Annotated in this window: 15 protein-coding genes and 1 pseudogene; 12 read left to right on the plus strand and 4 right to left on the minus strand. The window is 64.5% G+C overall.

Features of this window, described 5'->3' with window-relative positions:
* The first annotated feature begins 60 nt into the window (after window positions 1-60).
* The 4 genes from N539_RS0109620 to N539_RS18530 are packed head-to-tail and all read left to right on the plus strand — an operon-like array spanning window position 61 to window position 2913.
* Window positions 61-1467, plus strand: a complete 1407-nt coding sequence (locus tag N539_RS0109620) for an NAD(P)H-dependent flavin oxidoreductase (RefSeq protein ID WP_028970088.1) — start codon at window positions 61-63, stop codon at window positions 1465-1467.
* Entirely contained in the window at window positions 1467-1946 is a 480-nt protein-coding gene (locus tag N539_RS0109625; RefSeq protein ID WP_028970089.1) for an SH3 domain-containing protein, read from the plus strand. Before N539_RS0109620 ends, N539_RS0109625 begins: the two co-directional genes overlap by 1 nt.
* 60 nt (window positions 1947-2006) lie before the next feature.
* Window positions 2007-2423 (plus strand): RidA family protein, encoded by a 417-nt coding sequence (locus N539_RS0109630; protein WP_051531851.1) that lies wholly within the window; start codon window positions 2007-2009, stop codon window positions 2421-2423.
* Entirely contained in the window at window positions 2386-2913 is a 528-nt protein-coding gene (locus N539_RS18530) for a hypothetical protein (protein ID WP_156029863.1), read from the plus strand. The genes N539_RS0109630 and N539_RS18530 overlap by 38 nt, the downstream gene beginning before the upstream one ends.
* A 6-nt stretch (window positions 2914-2919) precedes the next feature.
* Here N539_RS18530 and N539_RS0109635 read toward each other — a convergent pair whose 3' ends face one another.
* Entirely contained in the window at window positions 2920-4113 is a 1194-nt protein-coding gene (locus N539_RS0109635; protein ID WP_028970091.1) for an acetyl-CoA C-acyltransferase, read from the minus strand.
* A 120-nt stretch (window positions 4114-4233) separates the two neighbouring features.
* Here N539_RS0109635 and N539_RS17800 point away from each other — a divergent pair, with 120 nt between their 5' ends.
* From N539_RS17800 to N539_RS17805, 3 genes are all read left to right on the plus strand, one after another.
* Window positions 4234-4704 (plus strand): c-type cytochrome, encoded by a 471-nt coding sequence (locus N539_RS17800; RefSeq protein WP_051531703.1) that lies wholly within the window; start codon window positions 4234-4236, stop codon window positions 4702-4704.
* 61 nt (window positions 4705-4765) lie between these two features.
* A complete protein-coding gene (locus N539_RS0109645) occupies window positions 4766-5917 on the plus strand; it encodes an isovaleryl-CoA dehydrogenase (protein WP_028970092.1) in 1152 nt (383 codons plus the stop codon).
* Window positions 5918-5949: 32 nt separating this feature from the next.
* The gene (locus N539_RS17805) at window positions 5950-6765 is read left to right on the plus strand and encodes a c-type cytochrome (RefSeq protein ID WP_028970093.1); all 816 of its coding nucleotides are present in this window, start codon (window positions 5950-5952) and stop codon (window positions 6763-6765) included.
* A 24-nt stretch (window positions 6766-6789) separates the two neighbouring features.
* On the opposite strand, the gene N539_RS0109655 is transcribed toward N539_RS17805, so the two are convergent.
* From N539_RS0109655 to N539_RS0109665, 3 genes are read right to left on the minus strand one after another with little or no spacing between them, the layout of a single operon-like run.
* A complete protein-coding gene (locus tag N539_RS0109655; RefSeq protein WP_028970094.1) occupies window positions 6790-7503 on the minus strand; it encodes a DUF2182 domain-containing protein in 714 nt (237 codons plus the stop codon).
* Window position 7504: 1 nt separating this feature from the next.
* Window positions 7505-8143 carry a DUF1326 domain-containing protein gene (locus tag N539_RS0109660; RefSeq protein ID WP_028970095.1) on the minus strand — a complete coding sequence of 213 codons (639 nt, stop codon included), beginning with the start codon at window positions 8141-8143 and terminating at the stop codon, window positions 7505-7507.
* Window positions 8144-8188: 45 nt separating this feature from the next.
* A complete protein-coding gene (locus N539_RS0109665; protein WP_231463000.1) occupies window positions 8189-10252 on the minus strand; it encodes a M13 family metallopeptidase in 2064 nt (687 codons plus the stop codon).
* A 114-nt stretch (window positions 10253-10366) separates the two neighbouring features.
* Between N539_RS0109665 and N539_RS0109670 the strand changes: the two genes are divergently transcribed.
* From N539_RS0109670 to N539_RS0109685, 5 genes and pseudogenes are all read left to right on the plus strand, one after another.
* Window positions 10367-11971, plus strand: coding sequence for a carboxyl transferase domain-containing protein (locus tag N539_RS0109670; protein WP_028970097.1), 1605 nt, complete (start codon window positions 10367-10369; stop codon window positions 11969-11971).
* An 8-nt stretch (window positions 11972-11979) separates the two neighbouring features.
* Window positions 11980-12450: a nuclear transport factor 2 family protein gene (locus tag N539_RS0109675; protein ID WP_028970098.1), complete on the plus strand. Its 471-nt coding sequence runs from the start codon at window positions 11980-11982 to the stop codon at window positions 12448-12450.
* A 210-nt stretch (window positions 12451-12660) separates the two neighbouring features.
* A pseudogene (locus N539_RS19185) lies at window positions 12661-12789 on the plus strand (biotin carboxylase N-terminal domain-containing protein); the annotation flags it as partial.
* Window positions 12790-12837: 48 nt separating this feature from the next.
* Entirely contained in the window at window positions 12838-13260 is a 423-nt protein-coding gene (locus N539_RS18215) for a nuclear transport factor 2 family protein (protein WP_028970099.1), read from the plus strand.
* Window positions 13257-15251: an acetyl/propionyl/methylcrotonyl-CoA carboxylase subunit alpha gene (locus tag N539_RS0109685; protein WP_028970100.1), complete on the plus strand. Its 1995-nt coding sequence runs from the start codon at window positions 13257-13259 to the stop codon at window positions 15249-15251. The genes N539_RS18215 and N539_RS0109685 overlap by 4 nt, the downstream gene beginning before the upstream one ends.
* The last annotated feature ends 26 nt before the right edge of the window (window positions 15252-15277 follow it).

Raw genomic sequence — 15277 nt, forward strand, 5'->3', positions numbered from 1 at the left:
ATCGGGGCGAATCCCCCTATATGACCGCCCGAGGCGCGCCACGCGCCGGGGAGACGGCATTTGTTCAAGGGCCTCAAGCCCATCTTGTACGCCGGCAAGGAAGTCTGGCCGCTGATCGAAGGCGGCAAGGGCGTGTCCGCCACGAACCATGCCAGCTCGGGCGCTTGGGCCGCTGCCGGCGGCATCGGCACGGTCAGCGCCGTCAATGCCGACAGCTATGATGCCGAGGGCCGGATCATCCCCCAGGTCTATGAGGCGCTGACCCGCCGCGACCGCCACGAAGAGTTGATCAAATATGCGATCGACGGCGCGGTCGCGCAGGTCCATCGCGCCTACGATATTGCGTCGGGCAAGGGCGCCATCAACATCAACGTCTTGTGGGAGATGGGCGGTGCGCAGCGAGTGCTGCACGGCGTCCTCGAGCGAACCAAGGGCCTGGTGTCCGGCGTCACCTGCGGGGCGGGGATGCCCTACAAGCTGAGCGAAATCGCGGCGTCCTACGGCGTCAACTACCTGCCGATCATCAGCTCGGCGCGCGCGTTCAGCGCGCTGTGGAAGCGCGCCTATCACAAGGCCGCCGAGTGGCTTGCGGCAGTCGTCTATGAGGACCCGTGGCTGGCGGGCGGGCACAACGGCCTCAGCAACGCCGAGGACCCGCGCAAGCCGCAGGACCCATATCCACGCGTCGCCGCGCTTCGCCAGACGATGCGCGAAAACGGCATCGCCGACAGCGTCCCGATCGTCATGGCCGGCGGCGTCTGGCGCCTCGACGAGTGGGACAATTGGATCGACAATCCGGAACTCGGCCAGATCGTCTTCCAGTTCGGGACTCGGCCGCTGCTGACTCAGGAAAGCCCGATCCCGCCCGAGTGGAAGGCGCGGCTGATGACGCTCGAGGAAGGCGACATCCTGCTCCATCGCTTCTCGCCGACCGGCTTCTATTCGTCCGCGGTGCGCAACCCGTTCCTGCGCAATCTCGAGGCGCGCAGCGAGCGCCAGATCGCCTACACCAAGGACCCGATCGGCGATCACCATTTCGAGCTCGACGTCGGCATCGGCACCAAGAAGAATTACTGGGTCACCAAGGGCGACCTCCAGCACGCCCGCGAATGGTATGCCCGCGGCTTCACCAATGCGATGAAGTCGCCCGACGACACTTTGATCTTCGTGACGCCGGAGGAAGAGAAGCAGATCCGCAAGGATCAGGCCGATTGCATGGGCTGCCTTAGCCAATGCGCCTTCTCGTCGTGGGCCGACAATGAGAAGAACTCGACCGGGCGGCTCGCCGACCCGCGCAGCTTCTGCATCCAGAAGACGCTCCAGGACATCGCCCATGGCGCACCGGTCGAGCAGAATTTGATGTTCGCCGGCCACGCGGCGTTCCGGTTCAAGAGCGATCCATTTTACTCCAACGGTTTCGTCCCGACGGTGAAGCAGCTTGTGGACCGTATCCTGACTGGCGCCTGATGTTTGTTCGGGGGCTGCTCACCGCATTGTTGATTATCGCTGTCGCGACGCCCGCGGCCGCCCAGGACAAGAAGCCGCCTTACTGGGCGTCGATCGCGTCGGGGCAGGCGATGATGCGCACCGGGCCGGCCCGCAATTATCCCGGCACCTGGCTCTACCAGCGCCGCGACCTCCCGATCCGGGTGCTCCAGACCTATCCCAATTGGCGGCTGATCGAGGACCCCGACGGCACCCAGGGATGGATGCTGGTCACGCTGCTCAGCGACCGCCGTACTGCAATCGTCAGGAAGGGCGAGCCACGGCCGGTCCGGGTCGAACCCAGCGACGGCGCCAAGGTTCGCTACATGGCCGAGCAGGGCGTGGTCGGGCGCATCGACAAGTGCGGCAGCGGCTGGTGCCGGATCGCGGTCGGGAACCGGCAAGGGTACATCCGCGCGTCGGACATCTGGGGTGTCGGCGAGAACGAGGTCGTGGACTGACGATCAACTTGGGGGCGTGACATGAAGGCGTTTTTCGCAATCCTAATCGGAGCATTGATCATGACCAGCACTGCGGAAGCTGCGCCGCGCTCCGCCGTCCAGCATTACGGAAACCCGACGCTAAACGGTCAGCCGCTTCCATTTTCCGAGGCGGTTCGCGTTGGAGACGTCCTCTATCTCTCGGGACAGTTGGGCAGAGGGCCGGACGGCACGTTGCCCGACGGCATCGAGGCGCAGACCAAGCAAACTCTCGACAACATCGGCGCGACATTGAAGCTCGCCGGGCTCGGCTACGAAGACATCTTCCATTGCACCGCGATGCTGGCCGACATGAAGCTCTGGCCTGACTTCAACAAAGCCTATGTGACCTATTTCCCGGAAGGAAAGCGCCCGGCCCGAAGCGCGTTCGGCACCAGCGGCCTGGCGCTAGGTGGCCTGATTGAGCTGGAGTGCCAGGCTTATGCCGGGAAAAAGTAGCCTACTCGTCCTCGCTGTTGTGCTCACCGGCTGCGGCACCGAAACCTATCCAGGTCAATGCCACCAATTGCTATCAGGCTGGGTTACGAATGAGCATGGCTTTGGCATCCTTGGCATGGCCTCCGACATTCGATTGCAAAAGGACGGGGCGCTGACGCTCGATCGCAAAACGTTGAGTCGTGAGCAGTTAGTTCGATACAGTCGTCAGCTCGGCGACATGAACCCAAGAGTCTTCGTCACTTTGGCTATCGACGATGGCGCATCCTGCAAACAAGTCAGAGCAGTTCGCGCGATCATTGATGCCGGCGTCGATTGTAACGGCGGCAATCGTGGCAAGTGCGGCGAGGGGCCAGGACCGTGGCCGGTCTTCGGCGACGTCCCGCCATTCCCAATCGTTCAGGAATATCGAGACGGGCGTTATCGCTGGCTCAAACCAGGTGTCACCGACGAGCGATGGCGTGCAGCAAACGTTCGCCAGCCGAACCGCTGAACCGCCTTAGACCAGCTCCACCGCCACCGCAGTCGCTTCGCCGCCGCCGATACACAGGCTCGCGATGCCGCGCTTGAGGCCGCGGTCCTGGAGGGCGGCGATCAGGGTTGTCGTGATGCGCGCGCCGCTGGCGCCGATCGGGTGGCCGAGCGCGGTCGCGCCGCCGTTGACGTTGATCTTGTCGCGCGGGATGCCGATGTCGCGCATCGCGATCATGGCGACGCAGGCGAACGCCTCGTTGACCTCGAACAGGTCGACGTCGCCGACGCTCCAGCCGGCCTTGTCGAGCACCTTTTGGATTGCGGGCACGGGCGCCGAAGTGAACTTTTCCGGCTCCTGCGCGTGTGCAGCGTGGGCGACGATGCGCGCAATTGGCGCCTTGCCGAGCTTGTCGGCGACGCTCTGGCGGGTCAGCACCAGCGCGGCGGCGCCGTCGCTGATCGATGAGCTGGTCGCCGCGGTGATCGTGCCGTCCTTGGCGAAGGCGGCCTTGAGCTGCTTGATCTTCTCGGGATTGCCCTTGCCCGGCTGCTCGTCGACGTCGACGGTGACCTCGCCCTTGCGGGTGACGACCGTGACCGGCACCACTTCCTTTTCGAACTTGCCGTGGGTGATCGCCTCGTTGGCACGGCGCAGGCTTTCGATGGCATATTCGTCCTGCTGTTCGCGGGTGAACTGATATTCGCGGGCGGCGTCCTCGGCGAAGGTGCCCATCGCGCGGCCGGCGTCATAGGCATCCTCGAGCCCGTCAAGCATCATGTGGTCGTAGACGGTGTCGTGGCCGATGCGCGCTCCGGCGCGGTGCTTCTTCAAGAGGAAGGGGGCGTTGGTCATGCTTTCCATGCCGCCGGCGACGATGATATCGGCCGAACCCGCAGCGAGCATATCGTGCGCGAACATCGCCGCCTGCATGCCCGATCCGCACACCTTGTTGACGGTCACCGCTTCGGCGGACTTGGGCAGCCCCGCGCCGATCGCCGCCTGGCGCGCCGGGGCCTGGCCGAGGCCGGCGGAGAGAACGTTGCCCATGAACACCTTGTCGACTTGGTCGCCGCTGAGCCCGGCGCGCTCGACCGCCGCCTTGACCGCCGTCGCTCCGAGCTCGGTCGCGCTGACGCCGCTGAGCGCGCCCTGAAAGCTGCCCATCGGGGTGCGGGCGTAGGACAGGATGACGATCGGGTCGGACGCGGTGGTGGCCATCGGGGATGCTCCGGAGTCGGGGGAATGTTGCAGCGCACATAAGACGCCGCGACGAGGGTTTCAAACCGCGTCGGAACAGCCGTTGCTTTCGCGGCGCGCACTGATAGCTTCGGCGGCGAAATGACTCGGCTGCCGGCCCTGCTGTTGATTGCCTCCACCGGCCTGTTCGGCCTGTCGGTCGCGGCAGCGCAGACTCCGCCGCCGCTCCCCGCGCCGGCCTTCGCGTCCTTCGCGGTGCCGCCCTACAAGAACCTTAAAATCTTTCCCGCCGACGTCACCCGCGACCAGCTGCTGTCGAACATGAAGTTCTTCGCGCAATCGCTCGGCGTGCGTTGCACCTATTGCCACGTCGGCGAGGAGGGGAAGCCGCTGTCGACGTTCGATTTTGCGTCGGACGCGAAGGACAAGAAGCTGGTCGCGCGCAAGATGCTGGCGATGGCCCACCGCATCAACAGCCAGGATTTCGGGCTGACCGATTCGAGCAAGCTCAAGGTGACCTGCTTCACCTGCCACCGCGGCTCGACCCATCCGCTGACCGCGCCGCCGGCGGAGGATGCGGCCCCGGCTCCGGCCAAGCCCGAACGCGCCTGACCGCTACTCCCTTTCCCAAGCGCGAGCCTTCCTGCTAGCGCCCCGCGCTGGAGGAAGTCCCATGTCCGAAGCAACGCTCGATTTCGACCTCGGCGAGATGGCCGACACCATCCGCGAGACGACGCAGCGTTTCGCGAGCGACAAGATCGCGCCGATCGCGGCGGAGATCGACGAGACCGACGAGTTCCCGCGCCACCTGTGGCCGCAGATGGGCGAGCTCGGGCTTCACGGCATCACGGTCGAGGAAGAGTTCGGCGGGCTCGGCCTCGGCTACGTCGAGCATGTCGTCGCGCAGGAGGAAGTGGCGCGCGCGTCGGCGTCGGTGGGTTTGAGCTACGGCGCCCATTCGAACCTGTGTATCAATCAGATCCGGCGCTGGGCGAATCCCGAGCAGAAGAAGCAATTCCTGCCCAAGCTGATCAGCGGCGAGCATGTCGGGGCGCTGGCGATGAGCGAAGCGGGCGCGGGCAGCGACGTCGTCGGAATGAAGCTCAAGGCCGAGAAGAGCGGAAACGGCTATCGGCTCAACGGCACCAAGTTCTGGATCACCAACGGCTCGGAAGCCGACACGCTCGTCGTGTACGCCAAGACAGGCGAGGGCAGCCGCGGGATCACCGCCTTTCTGATCGAAAAGGAAATGACCGGCTTCTCAGTTGGCCAGAAAGTCGACAAGCTCGGCATCCGCGGCTCACCCACCGCCGAGCTGGTGTTCGACGATTGCTTCGTCCCGCCCGAGAACATCCTCGGCGAGGAAAATAAAGGCGTCGAGGTGCTGATGAGCGGCCTCGATTACGAGCGGACGATCCTCGCGGGGATGCAGATCGGGATCATGCAAGCGTGCCTCGATTGCGTCCTCCCTTATGTCCGCGAACGCAAGCAATTCGGCAAGCCGATCGGCAGCTTCCAGCTGATGCAGGCGAAGATCGCGGACATGTACGTCGCGCTGAATTCATCCCGTGCCTACGTCTACCAGGTCGCCAAGGCATGCGATGCCGGCAAGACCACGCGGCACGACGCCGCCGGCGCGATCCTGCTCGCCTCCGAGAACGCCGTGAAGGTCGCCAACGAAGCCGTGCAGGCACTGGGCGGCGCCGGCTACACCAAGGACTGGCCGGTCGAGCGCTATTATCGCGACGCCAAGCTGCTCGACATCGGCGCCGGCACCAACGAGATCCGCCGCATGCTCATCGGCCGCGAGGTCATCGGGGTCTGATGTGGTAGAGACCCTCCACCGGGGGGCTGCCCATGCGCAAACATTCGCTCGCGATCCTGCTGCTGGCCGGCTCTTGCCATCAGCAGCAGCGATCCACGACGATGACCGAACTGGCGTACGACGGCGCTGGCTATAAGACGCAAGCGGACAAGATCGCGCACGGCGCGCGGCTGACGCAAGTCCTCGGATGCACACGCTGTCATGGTTCCAATCTCCAGGGCAAGGACATGGCCGACAAGCCGGAGGACGGCGCGATGTACTCGCCGAACGTCACCCGCCTCGCTCCCGGATATAGCGACGTCGAATTCGAGAGACTGTTCCGCAACGGCGTGCCGAAGGACGGGCGTCAATTCTGGTTCATGCAGGTCGAGAGCTACCAGTTCCTCAGCGAGGCTGACCTGGCTGCATTGATCGCCTATCTGAGAACCCTCAAGCCCGGAGGCGACGTTCGTCCGGCCTTCAGGCCGAATCGAGCCGAGCAAAAGGATGTCGATCAGGGCGTGCTTGGCAATGCCAGGGCCCAGATCGCAAAGTATCGCGCAACCCAACCCGTTGATCTTGGGCCACAGCACGCGTGGGGCCGCTATCTCGTCCAGACGACCTGCACGGCCTGCCACAACAATGCACTTGAGGGCTGGAAGAATTTCACGCCTGACCTCGACATCGCCGGCGCCTATTCGAAGCCGGAGCTGACGCAGCTCCTCACCGATGGCACGGGGAAAGGGGACAAGGATGTCGGCGCCATGTCCGGCATCGCGCGGGCCTATTTCTCCCACCTGACCCCGCGCGAGCGAGAAGCGATTGTCGATTATGTCCTCGCCCGCGCCAATCGGCCGCACCAGCCGTAGCGGCGGCAGTGCGCCGAGGATCGCTCAGGTCAATAGCTCGGCGATGCCCCAGGCGATCAACGCAACGCCCGTAAGCCGTGCCAGCCACTCGCCGCGCGGGACCAGCTTCTCCGCGGCGACGATCGCCGCAAGCGCTACCACCCACAACAGGTTCATGACTCCGCCGACGAACAGCAACAGCATCAATGCCCAGCAACAGCCGATGCAATAAGCGCCATGAAGGAGGCCAAGGCGCAGCGCGCCTGGCCACCCCGGGCGCCATTGGCGGCTGATGAATTGCGCGGGCGAGCGGCACTCGCCGAGGCAGGCGGTCTTGAGCGGCGACAGCTGATAGATGCCGGCCGCGACCAACAGCACGCCGCGCGCGGTGCCGTTGGCGATGATCATAGAAGGCCCCGTGAGCAGCCGCTCCGCACTCGCGGCCACGAGCGAAAAGAGCAGCCACAGCGCGAGATAGCCGGTGAGGAATATCCAGGTCTGCGCGATCGTGCTGCCGCCGCCACGCATCTGGCGGACCCGTGCGTAGAGGAGGATCGCGGGGGCGGCGGACGGAAGCATCATGGCCGCCATCATCAGCCACCACATGAGCAGCGCGGCCGCGAACGGCGGCTCGCTCCCGCCGCCCATCGTGTGGCCTACGCCGGCACCGTCGATCAGGAACCACCAGGCGAGCGCCGCAAGCAGCGCAAGCCCCCCGGCAATGACCAGTCGCTGGTGAAGCAGGACGCCGCTGCTCAAGTCAGGCGGTGTGGATGACACCGTGGGTCGACAGGTGCAGATGCGCGAGCTGCGCATATTTGTCGCTGATTTCGATCTGCATCGGCCCGCCGAGCGTGCGGCTCGACGCGCTGCCGATCTCCGCGACCTCATATTCGAAGCCGTCAGGGATGCAGATCTGAGCGCGCGATTCCTTGCCCGTGACCTTGTTGCGGATCGGCTCGCCGCTCATTTCGACATAGCCCGGTATGCTGAGGCGGCCGCTGCGCCCTTCGACGTCGACTTCGAAGTCGATGTCGGCGAAGACCGGCTCGTGCATCGTCTCGATCGTCGAGGCGAACACCGCGAACACCGTCGCGAACGGATCGGTGTCCTGGCCGGTCATGATTTTCAGCAGCGCCTCGCGCTGCTTTTCATCCGCGCCGGCGTCGACGAAGGCCAGCGCCTCCCCGTGGCCCTCGTGGATCGGCCCCGGCCATTTGAACAGCGCCGCGATCTTCAAGCCGCCCAGCGGCGTATCGCCGTGATAGCCCTGGTCGATCTGGATTCCCGCGACTGCGTGGCAATGGCCCTTGTCGGGGAGCGCGTTGAACTGGCAATTGCAGCCGTATTCACAGGTGCAGTTGATGAGCTCGCGCCCCTTGAATTCCCAGTAGGTCATCGCCGCCTCCGCCTGTCGCGGAGGCTCGCATAGCATGCGCCCCGACTACCCCCAAACCCTGACGCGCTGGTCGGGGGGCAGGTACAGCTTCTGTCCCGGCTGGACGTCGAACGCCGGGTACCAGGCGTCGATGTTTCTCACCGTCGGGATGCGGAACATGTCGGGCGAGTGGCCGTCGGTCGCGATCCGCTGGCGCAGCGTCTCGTCGCGCATCTTGCAGATCCATGACTGGGCGAAGGCGATGAAGAAGCGCTGGTCGCCGGTCAGGCCGTTGACGACCGGCGCCGGCTTGCCGCCGAGCGACGCCTTGTACGCGTCGTAGGAAGCAGCGAGGCCGGCGACGTCGGCGATATTCTCGCCCAGCGTCAGCTTGCCGTTGATGTGCAGCCCCGGCAGCGGCTCGTAGGCGTCATACTGCTTCACCAGCGCATTGCCGGCCTGTTCGAAGCGTTTGAAGTCCTGCGGCGTCCACCAGTTCCTGAGCCGGCCGGTCGAATCGAACAGCGCCCCGTTATTGTCGAAGCTGTGGCTGATCTCGTGGCCGATGGTCGCGCCGATCCCGCCGTAATTATAAGCGGCGTCGGCCTTCGGGTCGAAATAGGGCTTCACCAGGATCGCGGCCGGGAAGTTGAGCGCATTCTGCACGGGCAGATTGACCGCGTTGACCAGCTGCGGCGGCATCCACCACTCCGTGCGGTCGAGCGGTTTGCCGATTTTTGAGAGCTGATGCTGGTACTCGAGCAGCCCGACGGCCTTCTGGTTGGCGTATGCGTCCGTCGGGCTGATCGTCAGCGCGGAATAGTCGCGCCAGCTGTCGGGGTAGCCGACGCCGACGACGATCGTCTCGACCTTCTTCAGCGCTTCCTGCTTGGTCGCCGGCGCCATCCAATCGAGGGCCTGGACGCGCTTGGCAAAAGCGGCCTTGATGCCCGCGACCATGCCCTGGACTTCGGTCTTGGCCGAGGCTGGGAAATATTTGTCGACATAGGCCTTGCCGACGGCGTCCTGCAGCGCGCCGCTGGTGGCGTTCAGTGCGAGCTGATCGCGCGGTCGCTGCTTGGGCGTCCCGGACAGCGTGGTTCCGTAGAAAGCGAAGCTCGCATCCCGGAAGGGCTTGGGCAACGCGCTCGAATGCTCATTCAGAGCGTGAAAGGCGAGCCAGTCCTTCCAATTCTCCAGCGGCTCGGACGCGACGAGCGCGGCGAGCTTGGGAATCGCGCCCGAATGATAGGCCTCGAACTTCTGGATCGAGCCGAGTTGCGCCGCGCCGAGCAGCGCGCCCCAGTCGAGCCCCGGTGCGTTGCGTTCGACCTCGGCGCGCGTCCACACGGTCGCGCCTTTGGCGAAGTCGTCGCTTTCCTCGCGGGTCGCGTGGACGGTAGCGATCTTGGTTTCGAGATCGATGATCCGGTTGGCCGTGCCCTGCGGGTCGGCATTCCCGGCGAGCTGCAGGAACTGAGCGACGTACGCGTGATATTTGTTGCGGATTTCGGCCATCTTCGGGTCGGCGGAGAGGTAATATTCACGCTCCGGCAGGCCGATGCCGCCCTGCATCAGATAGGGTAGCTGCTCGCCCGGTGTGTTGAGGCCCTGCGAGATGAACACCCCGAACAGATGCTGGGTGAAGAAGTTGCTCGCGTTCAGGGGATCGGTGTCGGCGCGAATGGTGCCGCCGATCGCCGCCGCCAGCTGGCGCTTGTCGGCGATAGCCGCGATTGCGTCGAGGTCGGCCTTTTCGGGCGACAGCCCGGCGCGGTCGATCGCGTCGGTGTTGAGATAGGCCTTGTAGTAATTGGCGATGAGCGCGTCGTTGCCGCTCGTGGGATTGGCTTTGAGGATGCCGTCGAACAGCTCGCGGGTATTCTTCTCGCGCAACTGGTCGGCCAGGTAGGAGGCGCCGATCTCCGCGCGGTCTTCCGGCATCGCATGCGTCGCGATCCAGTGGCCGTTGGCATAGGCATTGAAGTCGTCGCCGGGCTTGACCGAGGTATCCATCCACGACGGCTCGATTCCAATCTCGGTGCCTTGCGCAGTCTCGGCGCCCTGCTGCGAGCGGCAGCCGGCAAGGGCCGCGGCGGCGAACAAGATCAGTACGAGCGGCTGTTTCATCATCAATCCTCTTCCCCAGTCCGATGAGCCGCCTTCCAAGGCGCTGCTTTGCAACGCGGCAAGCAGCAGCTAGGCGAGCGGCAGGGCTTTTCGACTAACGGACGAACTGACGGCATGAGCGCACCGCGGATCGAGACGAAAATCGCGACGGAGGGCGAAGAGTTCCGCACGCGGGTCGCGCACAACCGCGCGCTCGCCGAACGATTGCGCGCCGACGTCGCGGAAGCCGCGAAGGGCGGGCCTGAGAAACACCGTGAACGCCATGTCTCGCGCGGCAAGCTTCTCCCCCGCGACCGCGTCGAGCGCCTGCTCGACCCTGGCTCGCCGTTCCTCGAAATCGGCCAGCTCGCCGCCTGCGACATGTACGAGGGCGAGGTGCCGGGCGCGGGAATCATCGCCGGGATCGGCCGCGTGTCGGGCCGGCAGGTGATGATCGTCTGCAACGACGCGACCGTGAAAGGCGGCACTTACTATCCGCTGACGGTCAAGAAGCATTTGCGCGCACAGGAAATCGCCGAGCAGAACCGCCTGCCGTGCGTGTACTTGGTCGACAGCGGCGGTGCGAACCTGCCGCACCAGGCCGAGGTGTTCCCCGACCGCGATCATTTCGGGCGGATCTTCTTCAACCAGGCGCAGATGTCCTCGAAAGGCATTCCACAGATCGCCTGCGTGATGGGCAGTTGCACCGCCGGCGGCGCTTACGTCCCGGCGATGAGCGACGAGAGTGTGATCGTCCGCGAGCAGGGCACTATCTTCCTCGCCGGCCCACCGTTGGTCAAAGCCGCGACCGGTGAGGAAATCAGCGCCGAAGAGCTCGGCGGCGGGGACCTGCACGCGCGCAAATCCGGCGTGGTCGATCATCTCGCCGAGAATGACGAGCACGCGCTCACCATCGTCCGCGACATCGTCTCAACCTGTTCCCCGGCGGAGGCCGGGGCCCAGGTTGGGCAGAGAGAGCCACGCCCCCCGCGGTACGACGCCGAGGAACTCTACGGGATCATCCCCGAGGACGTCCGCGCGCCCTACGACGTGCACGAGATCATCGCGCGCATCGTTGACGGCAGCGAGTTCCACGAGTTCAAGGCGCTCTACGGCTCGACGCTCGTGTGCGGCTTCGCGCACATCTGGGGCATGCCGGTCGCGATCCTTGCCAACAACGGCGTGCTGTTCAGCGAGAGCGCGGTCAAGGGCGCGCATTTCATCGAGCTCGCCTGCCAGCGCCGAACGCCGTTGCTGTTCCTCCAGAACATCTCCGGCTTCATGGTCGGTGGGAAATATGAGGCCGAGGGCATCGCCAAGCACGGCGCGAAGCTGGTTACCGCCGTCGCGACCGCAAGCGTGCCGAAGATCACCGTGCTGATCGGCGGCAGCTTCGGCGCCGGCAATTACGGCATGGCTGGCCGCGCTTATAGCCCACGCTTCCTGTTCACCTGGCCCAATTCGCGCATCAGCGTGATGGGCGGCGAACAGGCGGCGAGCGTCCTCGCCACCGTCCACCGCGACGCCGACAAATGGACGGCCAAGCAGGCCGAAGCCTTCAAGCAGCCGATCCGCGACGATTACGAAGCGCAGGGTAACCCCTGGCACGCGACCGCCCGACTGTGGGACGACGGCATCATCGACCCGGCGCAAACCCGCGACGTCCTCGGCTTGGCGTTCGCGGCGTGTCTGAATGCGCCGATCCCCGAGCGAGCGCAGTTCGGCGTGTTCAGGATGTAGGAAGCAACATGTTGATCCTTTCGATATTCATGGCCGCGCAAGTCGGGTCGGGCCAGCTTCCGCCCGCCCAACCTATTCCGCCGCCCGATTTTCAAACCGCCAATGTCCTGACCCCTGTCCATCAATTGTTGGGTACTTTCGAAGCCGGGAACTCGGCCGCGATGCTGGGGCTGGTCTATCCCGAGGGTCGTGTCACCGCGACGGGTGAACGGGCGAGCGGCAGCGGGCTCCGCCAAATGAGCTGGTCCGAATTCGCTCAACGAGTGAATCCCGACAGCCGCTTCCAGGAAACCATCAGCGACCCGGCGGTCGAGATTGATGGCGATGCCGCAATGGTGTGGGCGCCCTTCGTCGTTCGCATCAATGGCAAGGTCAGCAATTGCGGCTTCGACCATTTCGACCTGGTCCGCGACAACGGAGCCTGGAAGATCATGAACCTGACCTTCTCGTCGCGCGTTGCCGACTGCCCCGCTGAGTGATTTCGTTTGTCCTCATGCGCTGATCACTGCGGCGGCTGCCTGACGACTGATCTTTTTTCTCTGTCCTACAGCCGGGTGCTTCGGTTACGCGCAGCCACATGAGGCACGTCAGCCCAGATCCAAATGCTCTGCCGCGCATGCGTATGCACATGCGCGGGCGGGCGCCGGCACAACGCGCGCGTCAGTGCGAACATTCGTGAACATTCGCGCATGACGACGTCCCTACTCATCGCCAACCGGGGCGAGATCGAGTGCCGCGCCATTCGAACCGCGCGGCGGCTGGGGATCCGCATGGCCGAGGTTCGGAGTGTTCCGGATGTGAGAATCATAGTCGCAAGGTTTCTCGCATTCTCGCTTGCACTTGTCGGAGCTGCCCTGAGCGGAAGTGTGGCGTTCGCCGGCACGCGCGATGAAGCGGAGACGCAGCTCCTGGAGCGCTCGATCCGCGCCGCAGCGCATGCATGCGTGGCCGGTCGGCCTACCGATGCGCTCGCCGGCCTCGATCATGATTTCCTGCTGACCTTTCCGAACAGTCCAACTCAAGATTACGCCGGCATGGTCAGGGACTATGGAAACCTGTGCAAGCGATCGGGCGAGAATACGCTCGAGAGCAGCGTTCCGGTGTTCGAGGAGGTGGCGGTCAATGGCGATATCGGCATCGCGCGGCTCCAATGGTCGACACATTTAAGGGGCGCGCCGAAAGAGTCTGTCCGTCGCCTGGGCGAGCTGCAGGTGTGGAGACGCACGCCCGACGGTTGGCGGTTGTGGCGTAGCGCGCGCTGGCCTCTCCGCGCACCCGCGAGCCGATGATCAAATCGCTCCTCATCGCCAATCGCGGGGAGATCGCGTGTCGGGTGATCCGCACGGCGCGACGGCTCGGAGTCCGCACTGTCGCGGTTTATTCGGACGCTGACGCCAAGGCGCTGCACGTGCGGATGGCGGACGAGGCGGTGCATATTGGGCCGTCGCCGGCGCGGGAGAGCTACCTCGTCGGCGACCGGATCATTGAGGCGGCGAAGGCGAGCGGCGCGGAGGCGATTCATCCGGGCTACGGCTTTCTCAGCGAGAACGCCGATTTCGCGCAGGCGGTGATCGACGCAGGCTTGATCTGGGTCGGACCGAAGCCGGCGAGCATTCGCGCGATGGGCCTCAAGGACGCGGCGAAGACATTGATGGCAGAGGCAGGCGTGCCGGTGACTCCCGGCTATCTCGGCAAGGACCAGTCGCCGAAGCGCCTTAAGAAAGAGGCAGACGCGATCGGCTATCCCGTGCTGATCAAGGCGGTCGCGGGCGGCGGCGGCAAGGGCATGCGCAAGGTCGATCGTGCCGCGGACTTCGACGACGCGCTCGAAAGCTGCAAGCGCGAGGCGGCGTCCAGCTTCGGCAACGACATTGTGCTGCTCGAAAAATGGATCGAAAGCCCGCGCCACATCGAGGTGCAGGTGTTCGGCGACAGCCACGGCAACGTCGTCCACCTGTTCGAGCGCGACTGCTCGCTCCAGCGCCGCCACCAGAAGGTAATCGAGGAAGCCCCCGCGCCGGGGATGGACGCGGAAACGCGCGAGGCGGTGTGCGGCGCTGCGGTTCGCGCGGCGCAGGCGGTCAATTACGAAAACGCCGGCACCATCGAGTTCATCGCCGACGCGTCCGACGGCCTCAAACCCGACCGGATCTGGTTCATGGAAATGAACACGCGGCTCCAGGTCGAGCATCCCGTGACCGAGGAGATCACCGGCCAGGACCTGGTCGAATGGCAGCTGCGCGTCGCCTCGGGCGAGACGCTTCCGAAGGCGCAGGACGAGTTGACGATCACCGGCCACGCGATCGAAGCGCGGCTCTACGCCGAGGACCCAGCGACAGGCTTTCTGCCGAGTGTGGGACCACTTGAGCTTTTTCGTATTCCGTACGCCCCTCGACGTCATGGTTGGTACGATGAGGCGCGGGGTTGGCGAGAAAGCGGGATTATTCGCGAGGAACCGGTCAGAATCGACACCGGATACGAGGAGGGCGACGAGGTATCGCCTTTTTATGATCCGATGATCGCAAAGATCATCGCTCACAGCCAAGGACATTCACCAAGGGACGATCGCGACTTCGCCTGGATTCTTCTAAACAAGGTCCTGAATGAAGTGCAGATTTGGCCAGTCAAGCAAAACGCCGGTTTTATGGCAAATCTCCTTCAGACTCCCGCGTTCGTGCGCGGCAGGGTTCATACCAACTTCATTGAAGAACACGGCGAATTCGATCGACTGATCACTGAGCCAGATAGCATCGACTCAAATGTCGCAGCCCAGGCCCTCGTCAAACGCTTCGATCAGACTGGTCCGTTAGGCTTCAGAGTAAATGCGCCGATGCACAACGATGTTCGGATGCGGGCCGATGGGAAGGCAATCAGTTCGTCATTCGAACCACAGTTCTCGCCAACTGCTGAGCAATACGCGAGCGTCGTGGAAGGACACGACGGTATCTACGTTTCCATGTTCGGAACAACATTCAAGTTTTTGGTCGACGAAGTTCGCGGCACCGGCACCACGCACGGCGCGCACGACGGCGAGATCGAAGCGCCGATGCCGGGGAAGGTAACTGCGGTGGAAGTTTCGAATGGCGAAAAGGTTGCGAAGGGACAACGCTTGCTTACGCTGGAAGCGATGAAGATGGAGCACGCGCTGACGGCGCCGTTCGACGGGACGGTTGCGGAGCTGAACGCGGTCGCCGGCGCGCAGGTGACCGAGGGGACGGTGCTGGCTAAGGTCGAACCCACCAGTTCCCCGGCGCAGGCCGGGGCCCAGGACAGCGCGTAAGCGCTGTTTCACGGCGCCCTGGACCC

Origin of the sequence: Sphingomonas sp. URHD0057 (assembly GCF_000620665.1) — a bacterium.
Classification (GTDB): Bacteria; Pseudomonadota; Alphaproteobacteria; order Sphingomonadales; family Sphingomonadaceae; genus Sphingomicrobium.